The 21867-nt window shown below is 66.8% G+C and carries 22 protein-coding genes; 4 read left to right on the plus strand and 18 right to left on the minus strand.

Going from position 1 to position 21867, the window contains the following annotated elements; translation table 11 throughout:
• Window positions 1–123: 123 nt before the first annotated feature.
• The 14 genes from ACFY2L_RS14290 to ACFY2L_RS14355 all read right to left on the minus strand — a co-directional run bounded on the left by ACFY2L_RS14290 (window position 124) and on the right by ACFY2L_RS14355 (window position 9682).
• Entirely contained in the window at window positions 124–1362 is a 1239-nt protein-coding gene (locus tag ACFY2L_RS14290) for a tyrosine-type recombinase/integrase (protein WP_390822474.1), read from the minus strand.
• On the minus strand, window positions 1362–1559 hold the full coding sequence (locus tag ACFY2L_RS14295; protein WP_390822475.1) for a helix-turn-helix transcriptional regulator: 198 nt from the start codon (window positions 1557–1559) through the stop codon (window positions 1362–1364). Before ACFY2L_RS14295 ends, ACFY2L_RS14290 begins: the two co-directional genes overlap by 1 nt.
• On the minus strand, window positions 1522–2952 hold the full coding sequence (gene repSA, locus ACFY2L_RS14300) for a replication initiator protein RepSA (protein ID WP_390822476.1): 1431 nt from the start codon (window positions 2950–2952) through the stop codon (window positions 1522–1524). The genes ACFY2L_RS14295 and repSA overlap by 38 nt, the downstream gene beginning before the upstream one ends.
• Window positions 2949–3242, minus strand: a complete 294-nt coding sequence (locus tag ACFY2L_RS14305; RefSeq protein ID WP_390822477.1) for a SpdD protein — start codon at window positions 3240–3242, stop codon at window positions 2949–2951. The genes repSA and ACFY2L_RS14305 overlap by 4 nt, the downstream gene beginning before the upstream one ends.
• A gap of 24 nt (window positions 3243–3266) precedes the next feature.
• A complete protein-coding gene (locus tag ACFY2L_RS14310) occupies window positions 3267–3422 on the minus strand; it encodes a hypothetical protein (RefSeq protein ID WP_389519018.1) in 156 nt (51 codons plus the stop codon).
• A 15-nt stretch (window positions 3423–3437) separates the two neighbouring features.
• On the minus strand, window positions 3438–3620 hold the full coding sequence (locus tag ACFY2L_RS14315; RefSeq protein WP_390822478.1) for a mobile element transfer protein: 183 nt from the start codon (window positions 3618–3620) through the stop codon (window positions 3438–3440).
• On the minus strand, window positions 3620–3802 hold the full coding sequence (locus tag ACFY2L_RS14320) for a hypothetical protein (RefSeq protein ID WP_390822479.1): 183 nt from the start codon (window positions 3800–3802) through the stop codon (window positions 3620–3622). Before ACFY2L_RS14320 ends, ACFY2L_RS14315 begins: the two co-directional genes overlap by 1 nt.
• A gap of 17 nt (window positions 3803–3819) precedes the next feature.
• Window positions 3820–4500: a DUF2637 domain-containing protein gene (locus tag ACFY2L_RS14325; protein ID WP_390822480.1), complete on the minus strand. Its 681-nt coding sequence runs from the start codon at window positions 4498–4500 to the stop codon at window positions 3820–3822.
• Window positions 4501–4586: 86 nt separating this feature from the next.
• Entirely contained in the window at window positions 4587–5957 is a 1371-nt protein-coding gene (locus ACFY2L_RS14330; RefSeq protein WP_390822481.1) for an FtsK/SpoIIIE domain-containing protein, read from the minus strand.
• A 5-nt stretch (window positions 5958–5962) separates the two neighbouring features.
• The gene (locus ACFY2L_RS14335) at window positions 5963–6310 is read right to left on the minus strand and encodes a hypothetical protein (RefSeq protein ID WP_366062107.1); all 348 of its coding nucleotides are present in this window, start codon (window positions 6308–6310) and stop codon (window positions 5963–5965) included.
• 175 nt (window positions 6311–6485) lie between these two features.
• Window positions 6486–7307: an integrase gene (locus ACFY2L_RS14340; RefSeq protein WP_390822482.1), complete on the minus strand. Its 822-nt coding sequence runs from the start codon at window positions 7305–7307 to the stop codon at window positions 6486–6488.
• Complete coding sequence (locus tag ACFY2L_RS14345) at window positions 7304–8155, minus strand: sigma-70 family RNA polymerase sigma factor (RefSeq protein ID WP_390822483.1); 852 nt, start codon at window positions 8153–8155, stop codon at window positions 7304–7306. The genes ACFY2L_RS14340 and ACFY2L_RS14345 overlap by 4 nt, the downstream gene beginning before the upstream one ends.
• A 175-nt stretch (window positions 8156–8330) precedes the next feature.
• Window positions 8331–8732, minus strand: a complete 402-nt coding sequence (locus ACFY2L_RS14350) for an ATP-binding protein (protein ID WP_390822484.1) — start codon at window positions 8730–8732, stop codon at window positions 8331–8333.
• Window positions 8733–8830: 98 nt separating this feature from the next.
• Window positions 8831–9682, minus strand: a complete 852-nt coding sequence (locus ACFY2L_RS14355; protein ID WP_390822485.1) for a helix-turn-helix domain-containing protein — start codon at window positions 9680–9682, stop codon at window positions 8831–8833.
• Window positions 9683–10107: 425 nt separating this feature from the next.
• Between ACFY2L_RS14355 and ACFY2L_RS14360 the strand changes: the two genes are divergently transcribed.
• Both ACFY2L_RS14360 and ACFY2L_RS14365 read left to right on the plus strand, forming a co-directional pair.
• Window positions 10108–12534 carry a hypothetical protein gene (locus ACFY2L_RS14360; RefSeq protein WP_390822486.1) on the plus strand — a complete coding sequence of 809 codons (2427 nt, stop codon included), beginning with the start codon at window positions 10108–10110 and terminating at the stop codon, window positions 12532–12534.
• A 991-nt stretch (window positions 12535–13525) separates the two neighbouring features.
• A complete protein-coding gene (locus ACFY2L_RS14365) occupies window positions 13526–13945 on the plus strand; it encodes a DUF6578 domain-containing protein (protein ID WP_390822487.1) in 420 nt (139 codons plus the stop codon).
• 511 nt (window positions 13946–14456) lie between these two features.
• Here ACFY2L_RS14365 and ACFY2L_RS14370 read toward each other — a convergent pair.
• Entirely contained in the window at window positions 14457–14786 is a 330-nt protein-coding gene (locus ACFY2L_RS14370; RefSeq protein ID WP_390822488.1) for a hypothetical protein, read from the minus strand.
• 95 nt (window positions 14787–14881) lie between these two features.
• Between ACFY2L_RS14370 and ACFY2L_RS14375 the strand changes: the two genes are divergently transcribed.
• Both ACFY2L_RS14375 and ACFY2L_RS14380 read left to right on the plus strand, forming a co-directional pair.
• Window positions 14882–15322 carry a hypothetical protein gene (locus tag ACFY2L_RS14375; RefSeq protein WP_390822489.1) on the plus strand — a complete coding sequence of 147 codons (441 nt, stop codon included), beginning with the start codon at window positions 14882–14884 and terminating at the stop codon, window positions 15320–15322.
• Window positions 15323–15722: 400 nt separating this feature from the next.
• Window positions 15723–16106 carry a hypothetical protein gene (locus ACFY2L_RS14380; protein ID WP_390822490.1) on the plus strand — a complete coding sequence of 128 codons (384 nt, stop codon included), beginning with the start codon at window positions 15723–15725 and terminating at the stop codon, window positions 16104–16106.
• Here the strand turns inward: ACFY2L_RS14380 and ACFY2L_RS14385 are convergent.
• The 3 genes from ACFY2L_RS14385 to ACFY2L_RS14395 form a co-directional block, all read right to left on the minus strand.
• A complete protein-coding gene (locus ACFY2L_RS14385; RefSeq protein WP_390822491.1) occupies window positions 16091–16441 on the minus strand; it encodes a hypothetical protein in 351 nt (116 codons plus the stop codon). The two genes, ACFY2L_RS14380 and ACFY2L_RS14385, sit on opposite strands and share 16 nt — an antisense overlap.
• A 23-nt stretch (window positions 16442–16464) precedes the next feature.
• Entirely contained in the window at window positions 16465–19878 is a 3414-nt protein-coding gene (locus tag ACFY2L_RS14390) for a hypothetical protein (RefSeq protein WP_390822492.1), read from the minus strand.
• A 731-nt stretch (window positions 19879–20609) separates the two neighbouring features.
• A complete protein-coding gene (locus ACFY2L_RS14395) occupies window positions 20610–21863 on the minus strand; it encodes a styrene monooxygenase/indole monooxygenase family protein (protein WP_390822493.1) in 1254 nt (417 codons plus the stop codon).
• Window positions 21864–21867: the final 4 nt, after the last annotated feature.

Here is a 21867-nt window from a genome sequence, read left to right on the forward strand (position 1 = left end):
CGCCAGGTAGGCCGCCGTCTTCTCCGGCTCGGAGAAGACAAGCCGACGGCCCCGCAAGGCATCTACCAGCGGTTTCCACCGAACTGGTCAGCCTTTACGGGGCCGTGGGCCGTCTGTGGGCCGTCAGACAGGACATTGCGCCTTGGCATAGACCGTCGCGATTGCCGTCCGGGTTCGCTCCTGGCTGCTCGGCATGAGGTGCGCGTAGATCCGTAGCGTCAGGGCGGCGTTGCTGTGCCCGAGGTACTCGCTGACCGCCTTGATGCTCTCCCCGCCGTCCAGGAGCGCGGACGCGTAGAAGTGCCTCAGCGCATGCATGCCGTGCTCTCGCGCCGCCGCGTAACCGGCCGCCCTGGTCTCCCGCTCCGGGATGACGCCGGCCGCGACGAGAGCAGGCTTCCACGCCTCCTCGTTCAGGGAGGTGCGCCACACGTGGTTGCCCCCAGGCGCCATGAAGATGAGACGCCGTGTCACCTTCGGCCCGTCCGGTGTCTTCCAGGGCAGCGTGATCTCAACCGGCGGGAACTGCTTCGTGTGAGCCCTGAGCGCGTCGGCCACGGGACCGGGAAGCGGTACGTCCCTGGTCTTGCCGCCCTTGGGCAGCGCGAACACGGGCTTACTCCGACTGAGCTTGAGCTGCTGCACCACGTGCAGCGTGTCGGACTCGAAGTCGATCGCATCCACTGCGATTCCCAGGATCTCCCCCTGGCGCATGCCGCACCCCGCGCCCAGGTCGACCATGGCCCGGTACCGCTCCGGCATCGCTGCCTGTACAGCGAACACCCGCTCAACCGACCAGGGCACCACCCGCTTGGGCTCCAGCACCGGCGGCTTAACGGATCGAGCGGAGACCGGGTTGCGGCTCAGGTACCCGTCATCAACAGCAGCGCTCAGGGCCGCTCGCACGTTCGCGTAGATGATGCGGCCGTACGAGCCGGGCACGCTGGCTTCGAGTGTTGCCACCCATTCCCGGATGTGTTCCGGCTTGAACGATCCGAGCGGGCGCGTCCCGATATACGGGAAGGCGTGAAGCCGCAGTTGAGAGTTCATGGACTCGATCGTGTTCGGGTCGGCCCCGAGGGTCGTGAGCCACTTCTCCGTGTACTCCTGGAAGGTCACCTTGGCCGCACCCGGGTCGACGTAGTGACCAGTTGCCATGTCCGCTTCGATGCGGTCAAGCCAGCGTTCAGCCTCCCGCTTCTTGCGATCGGGGAAGCTCTTCGACTTTTCGGTGCCGTCGGGACCGACGTAGCGAGCCCGGTAGCGCAGGCCGGTGCCGTAGCGCTCGGTCTTGACCTTGACAGGCCTGCCGTTCGGCCCAGTCTCGGTCTTGTACCAGCGGTCTTGGATGTGCCCGGCCATCAGGCAACCTCCGCCATCTGGGAGTCCACCCAGACCCGCACGTCGCGCGGATCGAAGCGCAGGTGCCGGCCGACCCGGAAGCCGCGGGGGCCGGTGCGCTTCCGGCGCCACTGGTAGACCGTCTCGACGCTGGGTAGCTCGAACATCTCGACCAGGTCCTCAGGGGTCAGGAACCGGCTTGGCAGCTCTGAGGCCATGGTTAACAGTTCCTTTCTCGTCAGCGAGCAGGTAGAGCACCTCTTCGCGGGCGGTTTCGCGGTTCAGCTGGATGTCGCGGCGGATGCTGGCGGCGAGCCAGGATTCGCCGGGGGTGTGGCCGTGGCCGGCGTACGTCCAGTGGGCGAGGGTGAGCGTGGTCGCTTCCTCGTCGTCGGTATCCGGCAGGCCGAGGGCTTCGCGCTGCTGCTGCGCCCGGTAGTCGGCGCGGGTCTGGCGCAGCGCGCCGAGAGTGGTGGAGTAGCGCCGGGACTTGGTGGAGAAGTGGCCGCGAAAGCCGAGCATGTGAGCCCAGTCCCGGAGCTTGCGGTCCGGGTAGAGCGCGTGGAGGTCGAGGCAGGCTTCAATCAGTCGGCGAGCGTGCTCGGGGACGTCGAGCAGGACCAAGGCCTCTTTGTTGCCGACGCGGCGGTCTACGGTGCCGGTGGTCTCGGCGGCTTTGGTGGCGTACTTGGCGACATAGGAGGCGACGGCCTGTTCGGTGATCTCCTCGCCGTGGCCGAAGGCTCCGATGCGCTGTACGTCGAGCTGCGTGCCCCAACGCAGTGTGCGGGCGGGCTGGTCACCGGCCGGGTCGACGTCGAACGCGACGCGGGCGGCCGCAGCCTTGATCGCGTTGGTGAGGAGGTCGAGCGTGGCCCAGGCCGGGGGCGGGGAGTCCGGCCCGTCGGGTCCGTCGAACCGAATGACGGCATGGAAGTGCACGGCCCCGCGCTTCTGGTACTCGGCGACCTTTCCGAAGGCGACGCGCGATGTTGCGTAGGCCTCTTTCTGCGTGAGCCCGGCCCGCTTGGCGATCTCCCGACGCAGGTAGATCGTGAAGTACCGCCAGAGCTCCGAAGCGTGGTTGTTCCACAGGACAGAGCCCGCGTAGTCGTACGTGTCCGGGTCGAGCGGGGTGCCCAGCTCCCGCGCGTCCTCGGCATGGCGGACGCCGCAGCGGCAGGGCCGATTGCCCGGCCGGTTGTGGACCGGCCCGAACGACGGGGCAGTCAGGGTCGCGAACACCCGAGGGTGATCGCGAACGGTGTCCGGGGTGCCCTTGGCGGGATCACCGACCAGGCCCGCGCGGATCAGGTGGTACGTGTCCCCCGCGTAGGTCCAGGCGCAGGCCGGGCACCGGGAGGCACGGCGGTTACCGCAGGCGACGCGGAGACGGCTTCCGGGCTCGCTGTCGGTGCTGTAGCTGTGCAGGACCCGGCCGGAAGCTCGGTCACGGATGACCGTGGAGCCCTGAAGGTGGATCGGGTTGGAGCAACCGCCCGTACGACGAATCTGGTCCTGCACTCGGTCGAAGCCGGGAGACCCGGCCAGCCTCAGCACGTCGGCGAGGGTGGCCGGGTCCAGGCCCGCCATGACGGCGGAGTCGGTCACGCCTTGTTCTCCTTGAGGATCGAGCGGATGACGACCGCGCAGACCGCCACAGAGGCGGCGGTGATGGCGACCGCGAGGAGCATGGAGACCAGGACCGCGCCCACGACCAGGACTACGGCGCCACCGCCAGTGACCAGGGCGAGGGTGCTTCCAGCGGTGAGCTGAACGGTCGGCCGGTTGGCGGACGGGGCGGGCGAAACCGGGGTGTGGGCAGGGACGTAGGGCACCGGGCTGTGGACGGTCGGAGTCGCCGGAGCGGTGTCCTGCGGCGGGTACTTCGGGGTGAACACGTTGGTGATCCCTTCTGCGGGCGGTCAGTCGAGGAGCGCGGCGACGGCGGGGGCGAGGACGCTGTTCGCGACGAGGTAGCCCCCGAGGAGCAGCAGGGCGACCAGCCACCACGGCGGGCGGGCGAGCTGGACGCCGAGGACGGCGACGACGAGCACGGCGAACCAGAGCGGGACGTCCATGGCGGTGACCTCCTGTCAGGCCTTGCAGCGGTGGATGCGGGCGGCGAGTTCGGCAGCGGCGCGGCTGTCGTACTCGGCGGAGAAGTCGCAGCGGGGCGCGGTGCAGGCGGCCAGGTGGCGGTGACGGCCACGGGCGAGGAACGAGGCGACCTGTACGGGGCCGAAACGGCGGACGTTGCGGAACCTGGGGCCGGTCATCAGTGGGTGTCCTCTCCGGTGAAGTCGCGGACGTGGTCGGCGAGCCACTGGCGGATCTCGGGCTGTTCTTCGTCGGTGGCCTGGTTGATCGCGGCTTCACCGAGGGCGAAGGCATCGACGAGCCGGTTACGGCGGGTCAGTTCTGCGGCGTGCTCCAGGGCCGAGCGGATGGCGGGGCGCATGGCGTTCCTCTCCCTTGTCAGAGGTGGGCGGCGACGGCAGGCGTCATGGACAGAGGCAGACCGAGCCGGGCGCGGACGGCGTCGGGGTCGGCGGGGCGACCGGTGGCGACCAGGTGCTCTTCTGCGAGAGCCCGGACACGGTCGACGAGGGCGGGCGGCAGAGCAACGACAGGAGCAGGCGGCGAGGCGGTGACCAGGTCGGGGGCGGTATCGGGTGGCGAGGCCGGGAGGGCGTCACGGTGGGACTCGTCGACCGCGGGCGACGCTGAGTGCCGTTCGGCATCCAGGTTCGGGGACACCGAGGCCGAAGACTTCTCAGGGGTTCGAGGCTCATGGGCGAGGAGCGTTCCGCCGAAGAAGGCGACGGCCGGCCACCCGGCCACCACGACGCGAAGCGACGCGGGTACGTGGTCCAGGTCGAGGAGGCCGGCCGTGGCGACGTTGGCGCCGAGGGACGCGGACAAGGCGACCAGGAACCACAACCGCGCTCCCCCGGCCGGTCGTCCGGCACTCTGCTGTGCGCGCATCCGGCGCCAGGCGGCGACCAGCAGCAGGTCAACGCTCACCGGGTAGGCCCACGCCTTCCAGCCGCCCTGTCCTGCCGCCTCCGCGAGGTCGTGCAGATGGGCGAAGGACAGGGCACCCGCGATGACGGCTTGGACGATCACGGCGTCCACGCGGGCGAGGTGGGCACGCATCGGCTCGTCTTCCTTCCGGTTCGAGGCATGGGAGGGGTAGGGACTTGGCGCGAGGCGGTCACGCCGACCGTGGGAAGGGGAGGTGGCTACTCGGTCACCGGGCGCACGGTCGGCGCGGGGGTGGCGAGAGATGTCGGACCGGCAGGCTCGACAGCGACGGCCGGCCGGAAGGCGTCGAGGCGGGGAAGTTCCGGAACGAGCGTGGAGGTGGCGCGGCAGACGGCCGCAGCTTCGTCGAGGGTGATGTGTGGTGACCGGGCGCGGGACCAGCCGCCGGAGGAGTCACCGACGATCGCGACGCCGGGCCGTTCGGCCGGGATGGAGGTGGCGGCGAGCGCCGCTTCAGGAGAGATGTCGCCGAGCGCCATGTTCGCCGACGTCTCGTCGTTGACTCGATGGCAGATACGGCCGGTGAGCTGGGCCCGGAGCATGGTGGCGCCCTTGCCGAGCTCGGAGCCGAAGCGCTGTCCGCACACCTCCAGGTAGATGCCGGCCGCCCGGCCGAGCTGGGCGATTCGGATGAGCTTGGTGACCATTGCGTCGCGCCGCTTCTCGTCCTCCCGGCTCGCGGCGAGGAAGAGTTCCGCCACCTCGTCTACGACGACCACGACCGGCACTGGCCGTACCTTCTCGGGCAGCCCCCACACGTCCGAGGTGAGGACGGCGTCCGGCCCGACGGTGGAGCTGAGGCCGATCAGCCGGAACCGTGCCTCCATCTCTTCCAGCAGGGCGTCAAGGAGCTCGTTCGCCCGGTCCGGGGAGTCAGCGAGCGCCGACAGGCGAGGCGCGAACGGTGCGAGTTCGACACCCCACTTGCAGTCGATTCCGACGAGCACGACCGGTTGCCGGGCGAGGCCGCAGAGCAGGTTGCGCAGGTAGACGGACTTGCCGGACTGCGTTGCGCCGAGGATGAGTTCATGCGGCACGGCGCGGAAGTCCCGGACGTGCCAGCGCCCGTCATCCCGCAGCGCCAGCGGCAGGGTGAGCAGGCCCCCGCCCTTCAGCCGCCGCAGAGGCCGCCGCACGTCCGCGAGCACATCCCAGCCGATCAGCTGCAGTTCGAGCCATCCAGGCTTCGTCGGGCGGATATGGACCGCATGGGCTGCCCACGCGTGCCTCAACCGGTCGGCCGAGGCGATGAAGTCCTCCGGAGCCTGCCCGGCGGCCATCCGCAGCCGCATGACAAGTCCGGACCCGGTCGGCCGCGGGAACGACCGACGGGGCGGTACGGGAGCGGCTTCCCGCCCGACGAGCCGAGCCGTGGCCCGACGGACGGCGGAGGCAGGGACCGTCAGGCCGCAGGCATCCATCGTGGCCCGGTAGGTGGTGACCACGCGGAGCGCAACCAGCGGGTATCCGACGAGCCACCAGAACGCGACCGGCATACGACGACGCAGCACCAGCAGCGCGGCGAGCGCTACCAGGCACAACGCCAGGATCCAAACGGTGTCGGTCATGGCGCTCAGCCCTTCACCGGCGCGGGAGCGTTGACCATGACGGCGTCCGCCCGGTAGGCGATGCCGTGACGCATCCGCCCGCCGAACTCGCTCTCCCAGGGACGGGCGACGAGGCCGGACAGGATGACCGGCGCACCCATCACCAGGCCCTCACCGATACCCGCCTCCGGGACGGTGACCTTGATCATGTCCGAACCGCCCTGAGCGATGAACACCAGCTCCAGGACCATGAGCCGCTGGTTGGTCACCGGGTCCACGGCAACCTCACCGGTCTGACGGTCCTTCACCTTGACCTCGGGGAGCTTGGTGACGAGCAGCGTTGCGGCCGAGACGTCTACGGGGATGACACGCATTTCTTGAACCTCACTGTTGTCGGCACCCTGCTGGGCCCCGCTCGATTGGATACCCCCCTAGACAGCAAAGGGAGTGGCCCGCCCTAACTGTCTAGGGGGGTTGACGACAACAGTAAACCGACGCCCCATCAACTGTCTAGGGGGGTATACGAGCGAGTCTCGCGACGGGAACGAGCTACGACAGCGTCCAGTGGAGGACAGTGGCGTCGTCGCGCGCCTTGCCACGAGGCCAGCGCCGCCCGTCGAAGTCGCCGGCCTCCGCTTCTCGCACACGGCGGATCAACTCAGCAGGGCCAGAAGCGCTGAGGACTGCCAACGCCTCTTTCCAGGTGGCGAGTTCGAAGCGATCGACGAGCCGCGTTGCGCCGTCGCTCAGCAGCGTTACGGAGGCCAGCGAGCCCATAGGCACCGTCCCCGTATCGGCATGGTCGGCGGCTCGCGGGTCGGGTCCGGCAATCCAGAAGCCGCCCGGCCGGTTCCGGAGCTCCGTCAGGGCGTCGCGATACTCGGCCAGCGCGGCAGCATGTTCGGGTGAGCCCGTGGGCAACGCGTCGACCGATCCGCGCAGCCGCTTGCCGACCTCGTCCAGCCGCTGATCAGTGACGACGGTGGTTTCTTCCCCCTTGCCGACCAGCACGAGGGACGAGTCCCCGAGGACGAGGTACTCCAAGGCTTCACCACGGGCGCGTACGGCGATGACCGTGCTGGTTGGACTAGCCCGGTGGACCAGGTCGCAACTGTTCTCGTGCAGAGACCGAACAGCGCGGATCGATTCGGCCAGGCACTCAGGCAGGGGCCGGGCAGCATGCGTTGTGATCGCACGCAGCAGCAACCCGCCCAGCGTTGAGGAGAACCAGGCGACGCCATGCGAGCACCCGGTTTCCCCGCCGGCCACGCCCGCGCCGTCCAAGAGCACAGCGGCTCCGGGAGCGGCGGCGGCGAAGTCCTCGTTCTCCCGGCCCGGTTCTGCGGGCTGTGAGTCGAGGGCGACCCTCACGCCGTCGACTCCTCGTCGTGCCGGTAGAGGGGGGTGAGCAGTTCGACGGATCGCGGCTCGCTGGTCTCGGGGTCGTACTCGACGCCGACCAGGGTGGAGAACCGATGCTCACCCACCTGTCCCCACAGCGTGTTCAGGTCGGAGGCGAGCAACTGCACGACGCCGAGCGAACCTTGCGTGTGGATACCGGCGATGGCAAGCAACGAGCCCTTGCCATCGGGTCGGGGCAGCCGACCGACGTATCCGACGTCGTACGACCGGGCCGGGTCGCTGTCCTGTCCCGACCGGTACAGGGTGCCGGTTCGCCGGTCGGCAAGGGTCCAGGGCCCGTCTTCCGCCTGCTCCCAGTGCAGTACGGGATCCTGGGCGTACGTGTCCCACATCTGCTGAGACATGCGCGGACCGCAGACGACGACCAGGCCGTCACGGTTGAGGTCGATCTCACCGCTCACCGGCACGTGCTCAGAGGTGACGTCGAGACCGTACGACCGCGCGAGGTCTTCCAGGCCCTTGCCGGAGCTGACGTCATCAACGGCGACGACCGTGCGCCCGCGCTCATCGTCCCGCCGCAGCGGAGTCGCGATGATGACCGCACCCCGCCCGAAGAAGGCACCTTCCGGCGCCGGCCCGGTGTGGCGGATCTGGTGGATTCGCCCGCGGCTCAGGCCAGCTTTCGTAGCGATCTGCGCGTACGACAGCCCTTGCGCATGGAGATCTTGAACCACTCGGCGACGAAGCCGGGCGAGTTCGGTCACCTCCTGCTGAGCGTCGGCCAAACGGGTCGTGACCTCCCTCAGGAGCAGGTACGGATCTTCGATAGCCATGATGCGCTGCAACTCGTCCGACATGACTTCACCTCCTAGCAGTACCCAGGAGTCTAGGGCCCTAGACAGAACGGGCGCGAGACGCCGTCCCGATCGGACACCAATCACGTAGAACGCGGCCCTACGTCGAGGCACACCCTTGGGGCTCACCCTCTGCCGCCCGCGAGGCAGGCGCGGGCCGCTATCGCACGGCTCACCATCACGCACCCACCCGCGCCAGGTCCGCCCAGACACAGCGCCCACCAGCGGGCCGGTCCTTCACGCCCCAGTCTTTCGCGCAGGCCGAGACGAGCATCAGCCCGCGGCCGCCCTGATCCAACGGAGCGTTCACACTCCGCACCATGGGCTCGTCGTCGCCGCCCTGGTCGACGACCTGAATCCGCACGAAGTCGTCGGTGAAGCCGACGACCACCAGGAACCATCCCCGGTACCAGCCGCTCCGCGTGTGCCGTACGGCGTTGGCCGCCAGTTCGCCGACGACCAGGACGGCGTCATCAACGAGGCCTGACGCCTCGCCCTCAAGCATGGCGGCGACGAAGTGACGAGCTTCAGCGACTTGCCAGGCTTGGCCGGGGAAGATGCGGGACCACTCTTTGGGCATGCGGGAACACTCCTCCGCGTCTAGGGGGCTAGACGATGCAATGAGCAGAGTATTCCTACGCCCGACTGGCCAGCCAGGCATCTTGAGGAATTATTCCTCTATCGAGTGGCGGAGCCGTCCAGCTCTCGGAAGTCCTTCATCACTTGGAGAAGCAGTTCCCGCACCTCAGAGCCGAAGGTCGCGGCTCCTTCGAAGCGGCTGAACGTGTCCTCGTACGCGGCGACTTCAGCGGAGTCGTCCAGCACACGCTCACCGCGGAAGGTCTCGACGACCACCGCCGTCCGATCGCACAGGGTGAACCCGTGACCAGGCACGACGGGTACGGCTTGCCGCCAGGGGATGACGCCGAGTCGGACCGTGCTCAGGCTCTCGACGGCCAGCAGCCGGTCAAGCTGGGCGAGCATCAGCGCAGGACTGCCCGGCCAGGTGCGCAAGACACCCTCCGTCAGCACGAACACCGACTCACGCCCGGGCTCGTACAAGAGAGACTGCCGCTCCACACGAGCGGCCACCGCACGACCGACACCTTCAGGAGTGGAGTCCGGCGCACTCTCGAAGACATGCCGGGCGTACTCAGCGCTCTGGAGCATGGCCGGCAGGACGACACATTGGAAGGAACGGACGAGCCGAGCGGACCGCACCACCTCGTCGAGGCTTGACCCGAGGGGCGCCTCAGCCCTGGGGGTCTCGACAGCAACCGGCGCGGCTTCCACGGCGACCAGGAGCTCACGGACTTCCTGAGTGGTCGACTCGTCGAGGTCGAGAGCACGAGACAGCCGGCCCAAGACGTCGACGCTGGGAACCATCCGGCCAGTCTCCACTTTCGACACGGTCGGTTGACCGACCCCGGCCCGCTGCGCCAGCACGGCACCGGTCAGACCAGCCTCAGCACGAAGCCCACGAAGGCGCGCACCAAGCACCTTCATCCGATCTTGCCGCTCACTCCCCATAACGAGGGTTCTACACCACGGGACAGCAGAGCCCAGAAGCCTGAACGGCGACGACCATCCGACGACGCCCCATCATGATCACCTGTTACAGGTTTCCCTACCTCATCAAGGCCCGCGCACGGCGCGGGCGCGCGCCGCCTCTGCGGCGCGGCCTGCCTCCTGTCTGCGCCCCGGCTGGCCGCGCCCGGCGGCGCGCTCGCGAGCTGCGGGTACGAAGTGGGAGAACCCTCTGTGGCTGGGGCGGTCGGCTCCACGGCTTTAGCCACCTCCCCGCTCCGCCGACCTCGTTGGTGCCACAAGCAGCGTCGGCCTCGCAACAGGTTCAAGATCGTTCTCATCAGCTGATCTGTTGTGGTTGGCGTCCTTGACAACCGATAGGCTTGTACAGCCAGCATCCATCCCTCCATAGTCAGGGCCGGTAAAAGTTGTCGAGCATTTATGATTCGGGTAAATCTGCTCTTGATGACCTCATTGAGTGGGCTGAAGCTAATGCAGTCGGCGATAAGCGCAACGAGGCAACCACTCGGCTCCACCTGATCGACAAACTCCTCATTGATGTTCTACGCTGGTCAAGAGCCAGTATCAAGGCAGAGGAGCAGGCTGGCACAGGTTGGATCGACTATGCCCTAGGGTCTCCGGCCACACAGCTTATTATCGAGGCCAAGCGCGAAGGGATTCATTTCGACCTGCCAGCAGGGGTCAGCACTGGCATTCATAAGATCGAAAATCTCATCATTGGAGATAAAGGGAAGGCTCTCAAGGAGGCCCTGACGCAGGTTGCGCAGTATGCCGCGCGCAATGGTGTAGCGCCTGCAGGTGTAACCAATGGGCATCAGCTTGTTCTGTTTATCGCCGTTCGGATGGATGGGGTGCCACCTCTAAAGGGTAGAGCTTTGGTGTTCCCCAGCCTTGCCGATATGCGAGCAGATTTTCGGCTCTTGTGGGATAACGCTTCGGCCAGTGGCGTCGATGCAAAAGTTCTTCACAGTACAGTGAGCTTGCTGGAAGCACCTCCCCCCGAGCCTCTTTCTATGCACTTGGTCAACTACCCAGGATCGAAGCGGAGAAATAGTCTGCAATCTGGGCTTGACATTTTGGGTGAACTTTTCCTGGAAGATGTCACTCGTCTCGAAGAGCTGCGCAAGGATTTCTTGCGGGAGTGCTACGCATCGAGTGGTGCACTGTCTCAGTATGCTGAGGTAAGTAAGCAAATCCTCCGAACGCGTTACGCCTTGCTGAGCGAAGAAGACGGGCCAGATGTATCTCCTATTGAGGGTAAGAAGGGTCTCAATCAGAACCTGACGCAAGACATGCTGGCAGCCGCTGCGGCGCGGAGGCCGATCGTGCTGCTGGGTGATGTTGGGGTGGGTAAGACAACCTTCATTCAAAGGCTAGTGCATGTCGATGCTGAGGAGTTGTTCGACAAAGCCATCAGTCTCTACATCGATTTTGGCTCATCTACAACGCTCACCCGGATTGACTCGCACGTAGTTGAAGAGTCCATTCGGCAATTGCGCGAGAACTATGATGCCGACATCGAAGATGCATCTTTCGTGGAAGCGGTGCACCACGGTGCGTTGAACCGGTTCGAACGAGGTGTAATTGGGCGCCTCAAGGAAATCGATCCTATCGCTTACGAGAAGGAAAAGATCAATCTTCTGCGGCGGGCCGTGGAGGATCGTGCCGGGCACTTGAAGGCCAGCCTGGAGCACCTGCGATCCAACTGGCGCAGACAACTGGTAATCTTCTTGGATAATATCGACCAGCGCAGCAGCGAGGATCAGGAGCAGGTATTCCTCATCGCGAATGAGCTCGCGCAAACGTGGCCAGCCACGGTGTTTGTGACGTTGAGGCCAGAGACTTTCTATCGTTCGAGTCGAAGCGGCACTCTTTCTGGATATCAAGCGCGCGTTTTCACTATTGCTCCACCGCGAGCAGACGTGATGTTGCAACGGCGAGTCGATTTTGCTTTGGGGCAACTGCGTGCAACGGGACGCTTGGGTTCGTTTCCAGCAAACGTGACTGTCGACAGCGAAAGCCTTGAAGTCTTTCTTGAGATTCTCGCAGAGAATTTCCGATCGAACGATAACCTGCTTGCGCTTATCGATAATCTTGCTGGGGGCAATATGCGCATGGCGCTGAGCTTCGTTACAGGGTTTATCGGAAGCGGGCACATTGACACAGCCAAGATGATCCGAATTTTTCAAGAGAGCGGGCGGTATACCGTACCGCTGCATGAGTTTCTTCGGGCCCTGTTGTTCGGTGATGGAGTCTACTACGAACCGCAATCTTCCCCTATCGCGAATCTTTTCCGAATCACGCGGCCGGACGGTCGAGAGCACTTCCTGCTGCCGCTGATTCTTAGTCAGACTCAGATTTTGGGGGAGCGAGTCGGAGACGAAGGGTACGTTTCGGCGGAGGCTCTCTTCGAGTTCGCTCAGAACCTAGGCTTTGATGTTGAGCAAGTGACAAACGCGCTCGACTATGCAGTGGAAAAAAGGCTTCTTGACACTGCTCCACGCCACTCGGGGGAAATTCCGCGACTCCACTATAGGATTACTACCGTGGGTGCATACACGACTCGGGTTCTCCTCGCCTATTTTGCGTATGTTGACGCGATGCTCGTTGACACGCCGATTGTTGACGAGCAGTACAGGAATCTAATTAAGGATGACCATACCTTGCCGGAGAGGGTTACTCGAAGCGAGTATTTTCGCCTTTATCTCGACAGGCAGTGGTCGAAGGTGAAAGATTCCGGATTGCCTTGGCGCTGGTCGGACACTAGCGAAAAGCTGTCTGCGGATATTCGACGAGTGGGCCGGAAGGCCGACCCTCAGGCTTGGAATTACTAAGTGTAAATGTACTGGTCCCGTTCCGATGATTCGCTCTGGTGTCGCTGGGGAGCAAACCTTTGGACGTGTGCCAATTTGAGCTGCTCCCTGTCGCCGGGGACGGGCTGGCGTTCCTGCTAGTTACCAACAAGCCGCGCCAGTTCGTCGCGAATGGTGGATTACTCCCGGTTTGGGCGAAGGGCCGTCGAGTTCCGAGGTATGGCGCGCGTGCTGTTGCCTCCGGTTCACACCCGGGCGCTGTGCGCCCCTCAGTCGGTCACAGTGGTGACGCCCCCTGGCACCATCTAACTAGCGGTGGCGGCAACCGGGCGTCTCTTGGGCCGTCCCTGGGCCGTCCGAAGCCGACCAACGCTGACAGTCGGCACCCACAGGTGACCACCCCCACCCCGTTCTGGCCTGGGCAACCGCTGTTGATCTGCCACACTGGAAGGGTTATGCCTGCACCCGGAGAACTGAGCTGACGTGCGCTGATCCCACGCGCCGGGAGCCACACCGGGCGAGTGTCAAACTGCGTGACAACGCCGACGAACAACGGCGGACAAGCTCGGACGTCTGCGGACCATCACTGCACGTGAAGGGCACACCCTCCCAAGGCAGGGCTCACACCCAAGTTGCTTCGGGACGAAGAAGTCACGGCCTCAAGCTCTCGTCACCACGCGTCCGCCGTCTTGGCTCGCTCTGGTCGACGGCACAAGCCGGTAGCGTGGTTGAGGCCGGTGGGGGTGCAGCGAGGCATACGCGTGCGTGGTCGGCCGGCGCACCCGCCGTCGTGGCTGACTGTCGTCGGCTGAGGTTCGTGCCACTGCCGTGCCAGATGCAGGGGTCCGCCGCAGTCAACGGGGGTGTCTCGCGGTCGAGTTCCCGGCAGCCTGACCAGGTATTGAAACCCCAGCTCAGCGGCACGATCCCCCCGCCTCTCTCCTAAAGCGGGTGTCGTAGATCATGGGCGAGGCCCCTGATGAGCCCCGGTCGCTCGGCGGACAATGGCGGCATGACGTTGACTATTTGGGTCGATGACTGGCAGATCCAGTGCTGCGGACAGAGCTTCGCGCCAGGGGATGTTGTCTCCTGGACACTGCTGGAGATCGATCCGGAGGATTACGCCGACGTCGTTGGCAGCGAACGTGCGGATGAGATCGACTTCCGCGAGGAGCATCACGGCCAAGGGGAGGGGCACGCACCCACCTCGGTAGAGGTGGTGTCGATCGCCGAGGTGCACTGTCGTTACGAGGTACCTCCGGGCGCCACGGATAATGTGAACCACCCCGTTCCGGGCACGACCGTGCTGGTTCCGGCCAAGGAGGCGGACGGGTGGGCGAAGGCCAGGCCGGACGTTAGCTTCGTGGGCTATCTGGTGACGGCCCGGCGCGCCGCAGACGGACCGGAAGGTGCGGCTGCTTGCGGTCGATGAAGGAGCCGGCGGGACAGGCTTCCTGCCCGGTCGCTGTACAGCAACTCCGTACCGCAACCCCAACGACCGACCCCGTCCGGTAGCGTCCCTCCGGTGCCTCGGAGCGGGCGGTATGACCGTCGCTGACCGATCGGGTTAGATCTACGGACCAGGTGGTCTTCTGCCACAGGCACCAGCAGGACGCAGCACCAGTGAGTGTCTAACTGCGTGACAACGCCCACGAACAACGGCGGACAAGCGCGAACGTCTGCGGACCATCAGCGCAGGTGAGAGGCACATCAGCCCAAGGCAGCACCCCCGCCTAAGTTGCTTCGGGACGAAGCGGTCCTCACCCAAGGTCTCACCACCACGCTTCCGACGGCGTGACTTGCTCTGGTCGACGGCATAGCAGCGTGGCTGAGGCCGGTGGGGGTGCGGCGAGGCACACGCGTGCGTGGTCGGTCGGCGCACCCGCCATCGTGGCGGACTGTCTTCGGCTGAGGTACGAGCACCGACGATTAGCCGGCTCCGTTCAGGGCGAGGGCATGAAGCCGGCGGACTGGTCGAGGTGGAACGCGGAGCCCGGAGCCTTCGGAGCCCACCCCTCAGACAAGGCAAGCCGGACAGCCGCGGCAACTGTGGAGCGGAGGACCGGCTCAGCCGCACGGCCGAACCAGTTGCTCGGATGCGGCTCGTTGGTGGTGACCACAAGCGTTGTCCCAGGGGTGTCCGCGTGCTCGACCGCGAACGTGCACCGCGACTGGGCCAAGCCTTGGTCGTACGTCGGCCTGCCCCGCAGCCGCCAGCGGTACACCGTCCCGACGACGACGATCCGTCGCGATCCCTTGCGAACCAGTGCCATGGCACCTCCTCGACCCCGAGGAGGCTACTGAACTTGACCGGGCGATGTCGGTAATCGCCTGACAGCCGAGAGTTGGGTCCGGTAGGTCTGTGCAGGTGAACGCCTCCGACGAGACCCCTGAGGTCAACGACCAGGCCACCCCCGAGGACGGCCAGACCTCTCCCGTGGGCGGGAAGGTGAAGGACTTCTTCAAGAAGAACGGGCCGAAGATGCTCGTTGTCGGCGGCGCGGTCCTCGCCGTATGGGCCGCTCTGGCCCTCCATGCCGACGAGGAGGAGGCCGCCCAAGAGAGCAGCGAGATCGACCCGCCGCTTCCCGCCCCCGAGCCCGCCGCAGACGAGAAGCCGAAGCGCGGAGGCCTCGAGCCGCATTCGGTAAGGGGGGCGCTAGTAGACATCGGCGATCGTCAGGCCAGCGCGAAAGCCCAGGAGAACTACCGCCGCGATGTTGGGGGCGACCTGCCTGCCGGAAAGACCTGGCGGCCGCCGCACTCCCGGGGTGGCGACTCGCCCGAAGACTTCGGCCTGAGCAGTTGAGCGAGCGCCGTCGCGGCCTGCATTCCTGGTCAGGGCGTTGATCGTTTCGGCGGCCGCACGTTACGGCCGCCGGTGTGTTGACGAGTAGGCCAGTGAACGCTGGCACAAGCGGATTCCTGTCGCCGCGTTCGACGGCCACGACCTGGCCGCCCTGGTCACGCCACCCACGAGGCGGCTCGGCAACGGCGGGGCCGTCTCAGTTTCCGTCTCATTCAGCGCCGTTCACAGCCGTTCATATGAGACCGAGCTCGGAAGCAGCTCACACGACCGGCCGCCCATGAACGCAGGTGAACGGTCCCGTCCGATGCCCCCGAGCCCACCACCACAGTTGGAAAGCGTGTTGGTCCCCACGGGAGCTCGTACCTACGACACCGCCAGTCGATGGAGCTAGGTTGAGGGTGTGGACGAGGAAGCGATCACCATTAGGCTCACGCACGATCAAGCGTTCGTGCTGTCGGACTGGCTCCACCAAGTCATGTTCCAGTCCGGGGACCTTGAGGGGATCGTGCAGGACCGAGCCGTCTGGTCACCGATCTACGCGATCTCCGAAACGCTGGACAAGACGCTGAGCGAATGCAGGATCCCGTCAAAGGACAGCGCAGCCATCCATTTCTTTCTCGCCGTCCTTGGCGGAGCACGGATGTCCAGCACCGGTTACAGGGGCGGGCTGGACACTGGGCCCGGTGTCTCACCTACGGGGCGGCAACGAAGCCAGCTGCCGCCCCGCCTCTTCCTCTCCCCGGACGGTCGGCGCAGTTCGCTGACGCGTCAGAGTTGGTCGTAGCCAGTGTTCGAGCGGCCGCCGTCCTCGGCTCGTGCCTCTGCGGTCCCGTCGACTTCCATGCCTCCGCGCACGCCCCCCTGAGCGGTCAGACCGGTGTTGGCGTGCGAGCCCGCACCGACCGCAGTGGCCGGCCCAGTATTCACGACCCGCACCGACCCGTCACGGCCCGACATCAGGGCCAGGACCCCAGTCCCCAGGGCTACGACGCCCACCAGCGCCGAGACGACCCCGGCGACCTGGTTGGCCCGGTCCCAGCTCAGAAAGCAGAAGACCCCGGCCAGTACCGCCACCGCCAGCCCTGTTAGCCCGGCCACCGCTCGCTGCCGTCCGCTCATCGGCCCATCCCTTCCTGGTCGTCCTACCCGAGCAAGTGTCCTGCCGATGTCCCCGCTCGGGCCGTTCGTCCATGGTCTGTCTCCGGACGTTTGGTGGTCATCAGTCGAGCCAGCAGTTCCAGGGTCTCTGGTGCGATGTCGGGCAGGCACTCGACCACCTGCTGCAAGGGGCCGATGTCGAGTGCCTCGGCCAGGAGCACACGCCCGTTGAGAATATCCGGGCACTTTTTCGCCACGGACGTCAGCGTCTTGACCCGCTGCCCGGGGTCCTTGATGGTGCGGGCCGCATTGACGGCCTGTCGCCCTACGCTTTCGGCCTGTCCCCGACACCCCGTGCTGGTCAAGGCACGGGCGGCGCCCGCAAGTGCCGCCGCGCGTCGGCCGGGGTCCTTGAGTGTTCGGGCGAACTTGGCAGCCGCTTGGGCGAAACCGACGGCCTGCTCGTGGTGCCCGTCGTGGGCCAGCACTTCGGCGGCGGTCGCCAACGTTCTGGCGTGCCAGTTCGCGTCCCCGGCCTCGTGGGCGAGGTTGACAGCTGTCCGGGAGAGTTCAACGGCCTCTTGTCGGTGACCTGTTCGGACCATTGTCCTGATTATGAGGGTCAGGGCCCTGACCCGGCTGGTCTGCCGGCTGATACTCAAGGCGAGGTCAGCCGCTTGTCGGTGACGTCCCGCGTGAGCCAGGGCCGTGGCGACGGCTGCTAGTGCCTTCGCCTTCCGGTCGGGGTCGTCGATTCTTCGTGTGAGTTCGATCGCTTCTCCGGGGTGCCCCGCGTGGGCGATAACCACGGCCACGGCCCCGTACGCCCCCTCCAGCAAGTCGGGCTCGGTGACCATTCGTGCGATGTCGATCGCTTGTCGATGGCGTCCGGTACGTGCGATGGCCCTCGCGGCGAGCGTGAGGGCCATCGCACGTCGACCGGACCCTTTGGCATCGTGGGCGAGATTGGCTGCTATGTGGGCGAGTTCGGCTGCCTGCTCGTGACGTCCCGTGAGTGTCATGGCCTCGGCGACCACTGCCAGCAGCGCGGCCTTCGGCCCGAGGGCAGTGCCGCCACGGGCGAGCTCTGCCGCCTCGTCCGCGAGTTCGGCTGCCTGCTGACGAGCACCCGCGCGGGCAATGAGCACGGCCACAGCCGCCAGGGTGTCCGCGCGCCGGTCGGTGTCGATCACGGCGCGGGCGAGTTCGGCGGCCAAGGCGTGGTGCCCCTTGCGGGCCACGGCCCGAGCAGCGACCGTGAGCGCCCCGTCCCGTTCGTCTTGGTTAACGATGCCGCGAGCGAGGCGAGCGGCTTCGTCAGCGAGTTCGGTGGCCTGCCGGTGGAATCCACTCAGGGCCAACTCCTTGGCTATGGCGCCCAGAGCCTTGGCCTGTCGGTCCGGGTCGGAGATGCCGCGGGCACGTTCGGCTGCTCGCTCTTGGTCCTTCGCGAAATTGGCGTGCTCGACGGGCTCGGCCGGGATCCGGGCTTGCCGGCCGAACGCGTAAGGAGAAGAGGGGTATGCGCTGGCCGGCTCATCGTCCGCGGCTTCGGAGGCAGCGGCGGACAGCGAGCCCAGCACTCCGTTCCGCCGCTGGGGGTCGGCGATGCTTCGGGCGAGCTCCACGGCTTGCTCTTGACGCCCCGACCGGGCCAGTGCCCTGGCAGCGGAGGCGAGAACTCCAGCCTGCCGGTCGGGGTCGGTGATGCCTCGGCCGAGTTCGGCGGCCTGTTGAGGGTCTCCGCTCCTGGCCATCGCGCCGACGACAGTGGCGAGGGCGTCGTCGCGCCGGTCGGGCCTGGCGATGCTGCGGGCGAGGTCGGCGGCTTGTTGGGGGTGCCCGGCGCCGCAGAGGGCATCGGCGACGTCCCGTAGTTCCCAGGCGTCCTGGACGGGGCTCAGGAGCTGACGGGCCACCGACGCTACGAGCGACGCGGTGTTGTGGTCGGCTCTCCCCGCAAAGAGGAGCCGCCTGACGAGGTCGGGTATCCGCCTCGAACCGTGCGCCACCTGGGCCAGGGTGAGGGCACGTCGTACGTGCCCCACGATCGCCCAAGTCTCGATGACATCGTCAGGAATACTGGTGACATGCCCGCGGATCTCGTCGCGGCGCTCAGCCAGCCGCACGCACGCCCGCAGATTGGGATTGCTTGCGGCCCGGTGGAGACCGATGGCGTCGGCGATCTCGGCCAGCGCCTCTGTGTCGGAGCCGGTGGTCTCCCACAGTCTCTCGTGCCGCACCGCATCGGTCGCCAGTACGGTGAGACGAGTGGTGTCCGCCAGATTGCGTAACAACTGCGGGTAGCCGACAAGAGCATATTCCGGCGTGTCGGCTGGCCAGCCAGCCTGGCGCCAGGCGTCGGTGAAGGCGTGCACCCGCGCACGATAACCTTCAAGCGCCGCCGTGGAGATCCGCTTCAGAGCGCCCTGTTGCAGCTCTTCGTGGGCGAAGGAGAACAGTTGTTCCGGTTGTTGGCCTGTGGCCTGCCATTGGGCGGGCCGGGGTTGGAAGGACCGGCCCAATGATCCGCCGAGGACCTCTTCGACCTCCCAGGCACTCACCTCGCCCATGAGGTCGGCCAGGTCTTGGGCGCTCAGGCCACCGTTGGCGGCGGCGATCAGGCACGCCACCTCCCGCCCGGACCCACCACCCGTCAGCAGGGCGTGAAGGTCGCGCTCCGCGGCCTTCCGTAGCGCCTGAGCCGCGGGTGACGGTGCCAGCAGGTGGTCAACGTGCGCACTGTGCAGCGGGTGGTTCTCTAGTACATCGCTGGGGATGGGCGGATTTGGGCGGCCGGCCACGACGATTCGCAGGCCCGGAGGCGGCACGCGCGGCAGTAGCGCGGCAATGCTGTAACCGCTGCTGGCCGACTCGACGCCGGTGTCCTCGTCGAGTCCGTCGACAAGCAGGACCAGCCTTCGGCCTTCGGCCGTGGCCCTGTCTGCGGCACGTTCGAGGGCGTCGAGGAACTGGCCCTGGGAGGCGCAGTCCACGTCGGCGTCGCACAGGAACTCCCGCAACTGCCCCTGCAGGGCGGCCAGGAAAGCGGTCCGGTCCGAGCGCCCGGCGGCACGTGCGGTGATGAAGAAGGCCAGCACGTCCACGCCCTGCGGAGGGTGCAGTGCAAACTGCGCCATAAGCGCGGTTTTTCCTGACCACGCTGGCGCCAGCCACCGCCAGTAGGCCGTGCCCGCATCGCCTCCCTGGGCCTCCTGGACACCGTCGGGTGCGGTGGAGAACGCGGCCATGGCCGCCAATTCGGCGGCTCGACCCTCGAACCGGACGGCCGCGAGCTGGGCGACCTCATGCAGATAGCCCGAGGACAAGACGGGGCGGCCCTGCCCCAGGACCAGATCCCCGGCGATCTTCAGGACGCCGCTGTTCGCGAGTGCCCCGTCCACAGCATGCGCCTCACCCGTGTCCTCGGCCAGCTCCTGCCGCTTTCCCGGCCTCACTTCGCAACGCTCCTTCGCTCGCGACTTGTGAACGTCATTCTGCCCTCCCGCACGCTCTCCGCACCGGGCTGCCGGGCACCACTAGTGCGGCCCCGGGTTGAGGACGGCACTGGCAGCCCCAGCAAGGCCAGCTTGTGTTACTTCCACCAATGCCTTGCGAGATCTTCATGCCCGAGTACCGTCCGCGGCTCGAATCAGCCAAGGCGCGTCTCCGCGCCAACCTGCACAGCGGAGCCAGCGAATCGACGGCGCCAGGCCAGGACACGACCGACGCACCACAAGCGCACCAGATAGAGCGGGGAACCGCGGGGAACCACGGTGAAAGCGATCAAGGGCAATGAGATCTGGTGTCAGGCAAACGCCCAGTTCAGCAGCCCTACCCGCGCCAAATGCCCGCAGCTTCCCAAGCTGAGGGCTGCGACACCGTGGTCACGGACCGGCCGTCGTGACTTGCTCTGGTCGACGGCATTGCAGCGTGGCTGGGGTCGGTGGGGGTGCGGCGAGGCATACGCGTGCGTACCTCGGTCGGCGCACCCGCCATCGTGGCTGGCTGTCGTCGGCTGAGGTTTGGCCGGCCGAAGGTGTCCGCCGTCGGGCAACCAGACTCAACGCCAAGAACACCAGCGGCCCCGGAGAGGCTGTCTCCGGGGCCGTCTGTGGGCCGTGCGAGGGCGGCCGACGCTGACCGACAACGACAGACGACGACGGCCGGAGCCCAGGTCAAAGGGCTCTCAGGCTCCGGTGACCGAGGCCAGGTACGCCGCCGTCTTCTCCGGCTCGTAGAAGAAGTTCTCGAAGTCGGCCGGGTCGTTGAAGGCGTTGGCGAAACGATCGGCCACCGGCTGGAGCTGGCCGGCTGCGCCCAGGAGGTTGACGATGTGCTCCGGCGGCGGGGCCAGCATGGCGTTGGTCCACTTGGTGACGTGCTGGGCGGTGTCCCAGTACCGGTCGAAGGTGGCCTGCATCCACTCCTCGTCGAACTCCTTCTCGCCGTGCTCGAGGATCGACGCGAGGTACGCCGCCGCGCACTTGGACGCGGAGTTGGAGCCCTGGCCGGTGATCGGGTCGTTGGCGACGACGACGTCCGCGACGCCGAGGACCAGGCCGCCGCCGGGGAGCCGGCCGACGGGGTTGCGGACGGTGGGCGCGTAGCGGCCGGCCAGTGTGCCGCCCGCGTCCGTGAGCTCGACCTTCGTCGCCCGCGCGTACTCCCAGGGCGTGAACTTCTCCATGAGTTCGAGGGTCAGGGAGAGGTGCTCCGCGGGGTCCTTGACGCCGTTGAACACGTCGAGCGGGCCGCCGGGTACGCCCTCCCAGAAGAGGATGTCGGCACGCCCCGAGAGGGTGAACGTCGGCATGATGAACAGCTCGCCGACGCCGGGGACCAGGTTGCAGCGGACCGCTTCCATGTCCGGGTGCTCGGGGCGGGGGCCCACGCCGTGGACGTAGGAGACGGCGAGGGCACGCTGCGGCTCGGCGTAGGGGGAGCGCTCGGGGTCCCGGGCGAACATGGACACCAGTTCGCCCTTGCCCGCCGAGACCAGGACGAGGTCGTAGGCGCGGGAGAAGTAGTCGAGGTCGGAGACGGCCGCGCCGTGGATGACGAGCTGACCGCCGCGCTGGGCGAAGATCTCCATCCAGCCGGCCATCTTCACCCGCTGGTCCACGGACTGGGCGAACCCGTCCAGCCGGCCCACCCAGTCGATCGCGCGCTGGGTCGGGCCCGGGTCGTGCGAGCCGGGCGCCGCGACCGAGACGCCGAGTCCGGCGATCTTCGGGGCCTGGGACTCCCAGAAGTTCAGCTGGAGGTCGCGCTCGTGCTGCAGGGCCGTGTGGAACATGCACTGCGTCGACATGACCCGGCCGGAGCGGATCTCGTCCGCCGTCCGGTTCGACATCAGGGTGACCTCGTACCCGTGCGACTGGAGGCCGAGGGCGAGCTGGAGACCGGACTGGCCGGCTCCGACGACGAGTATCTTCCGCATGCGG

It is taken from the genome of Streptomyces sp. NPDC001381, from assembly GCF_042895685.1.
Lineage (GTDB): Bacteria > Actinomycetota > Actinomycetes > Streptomycetales > Streptomycetaceae > Streptomyces.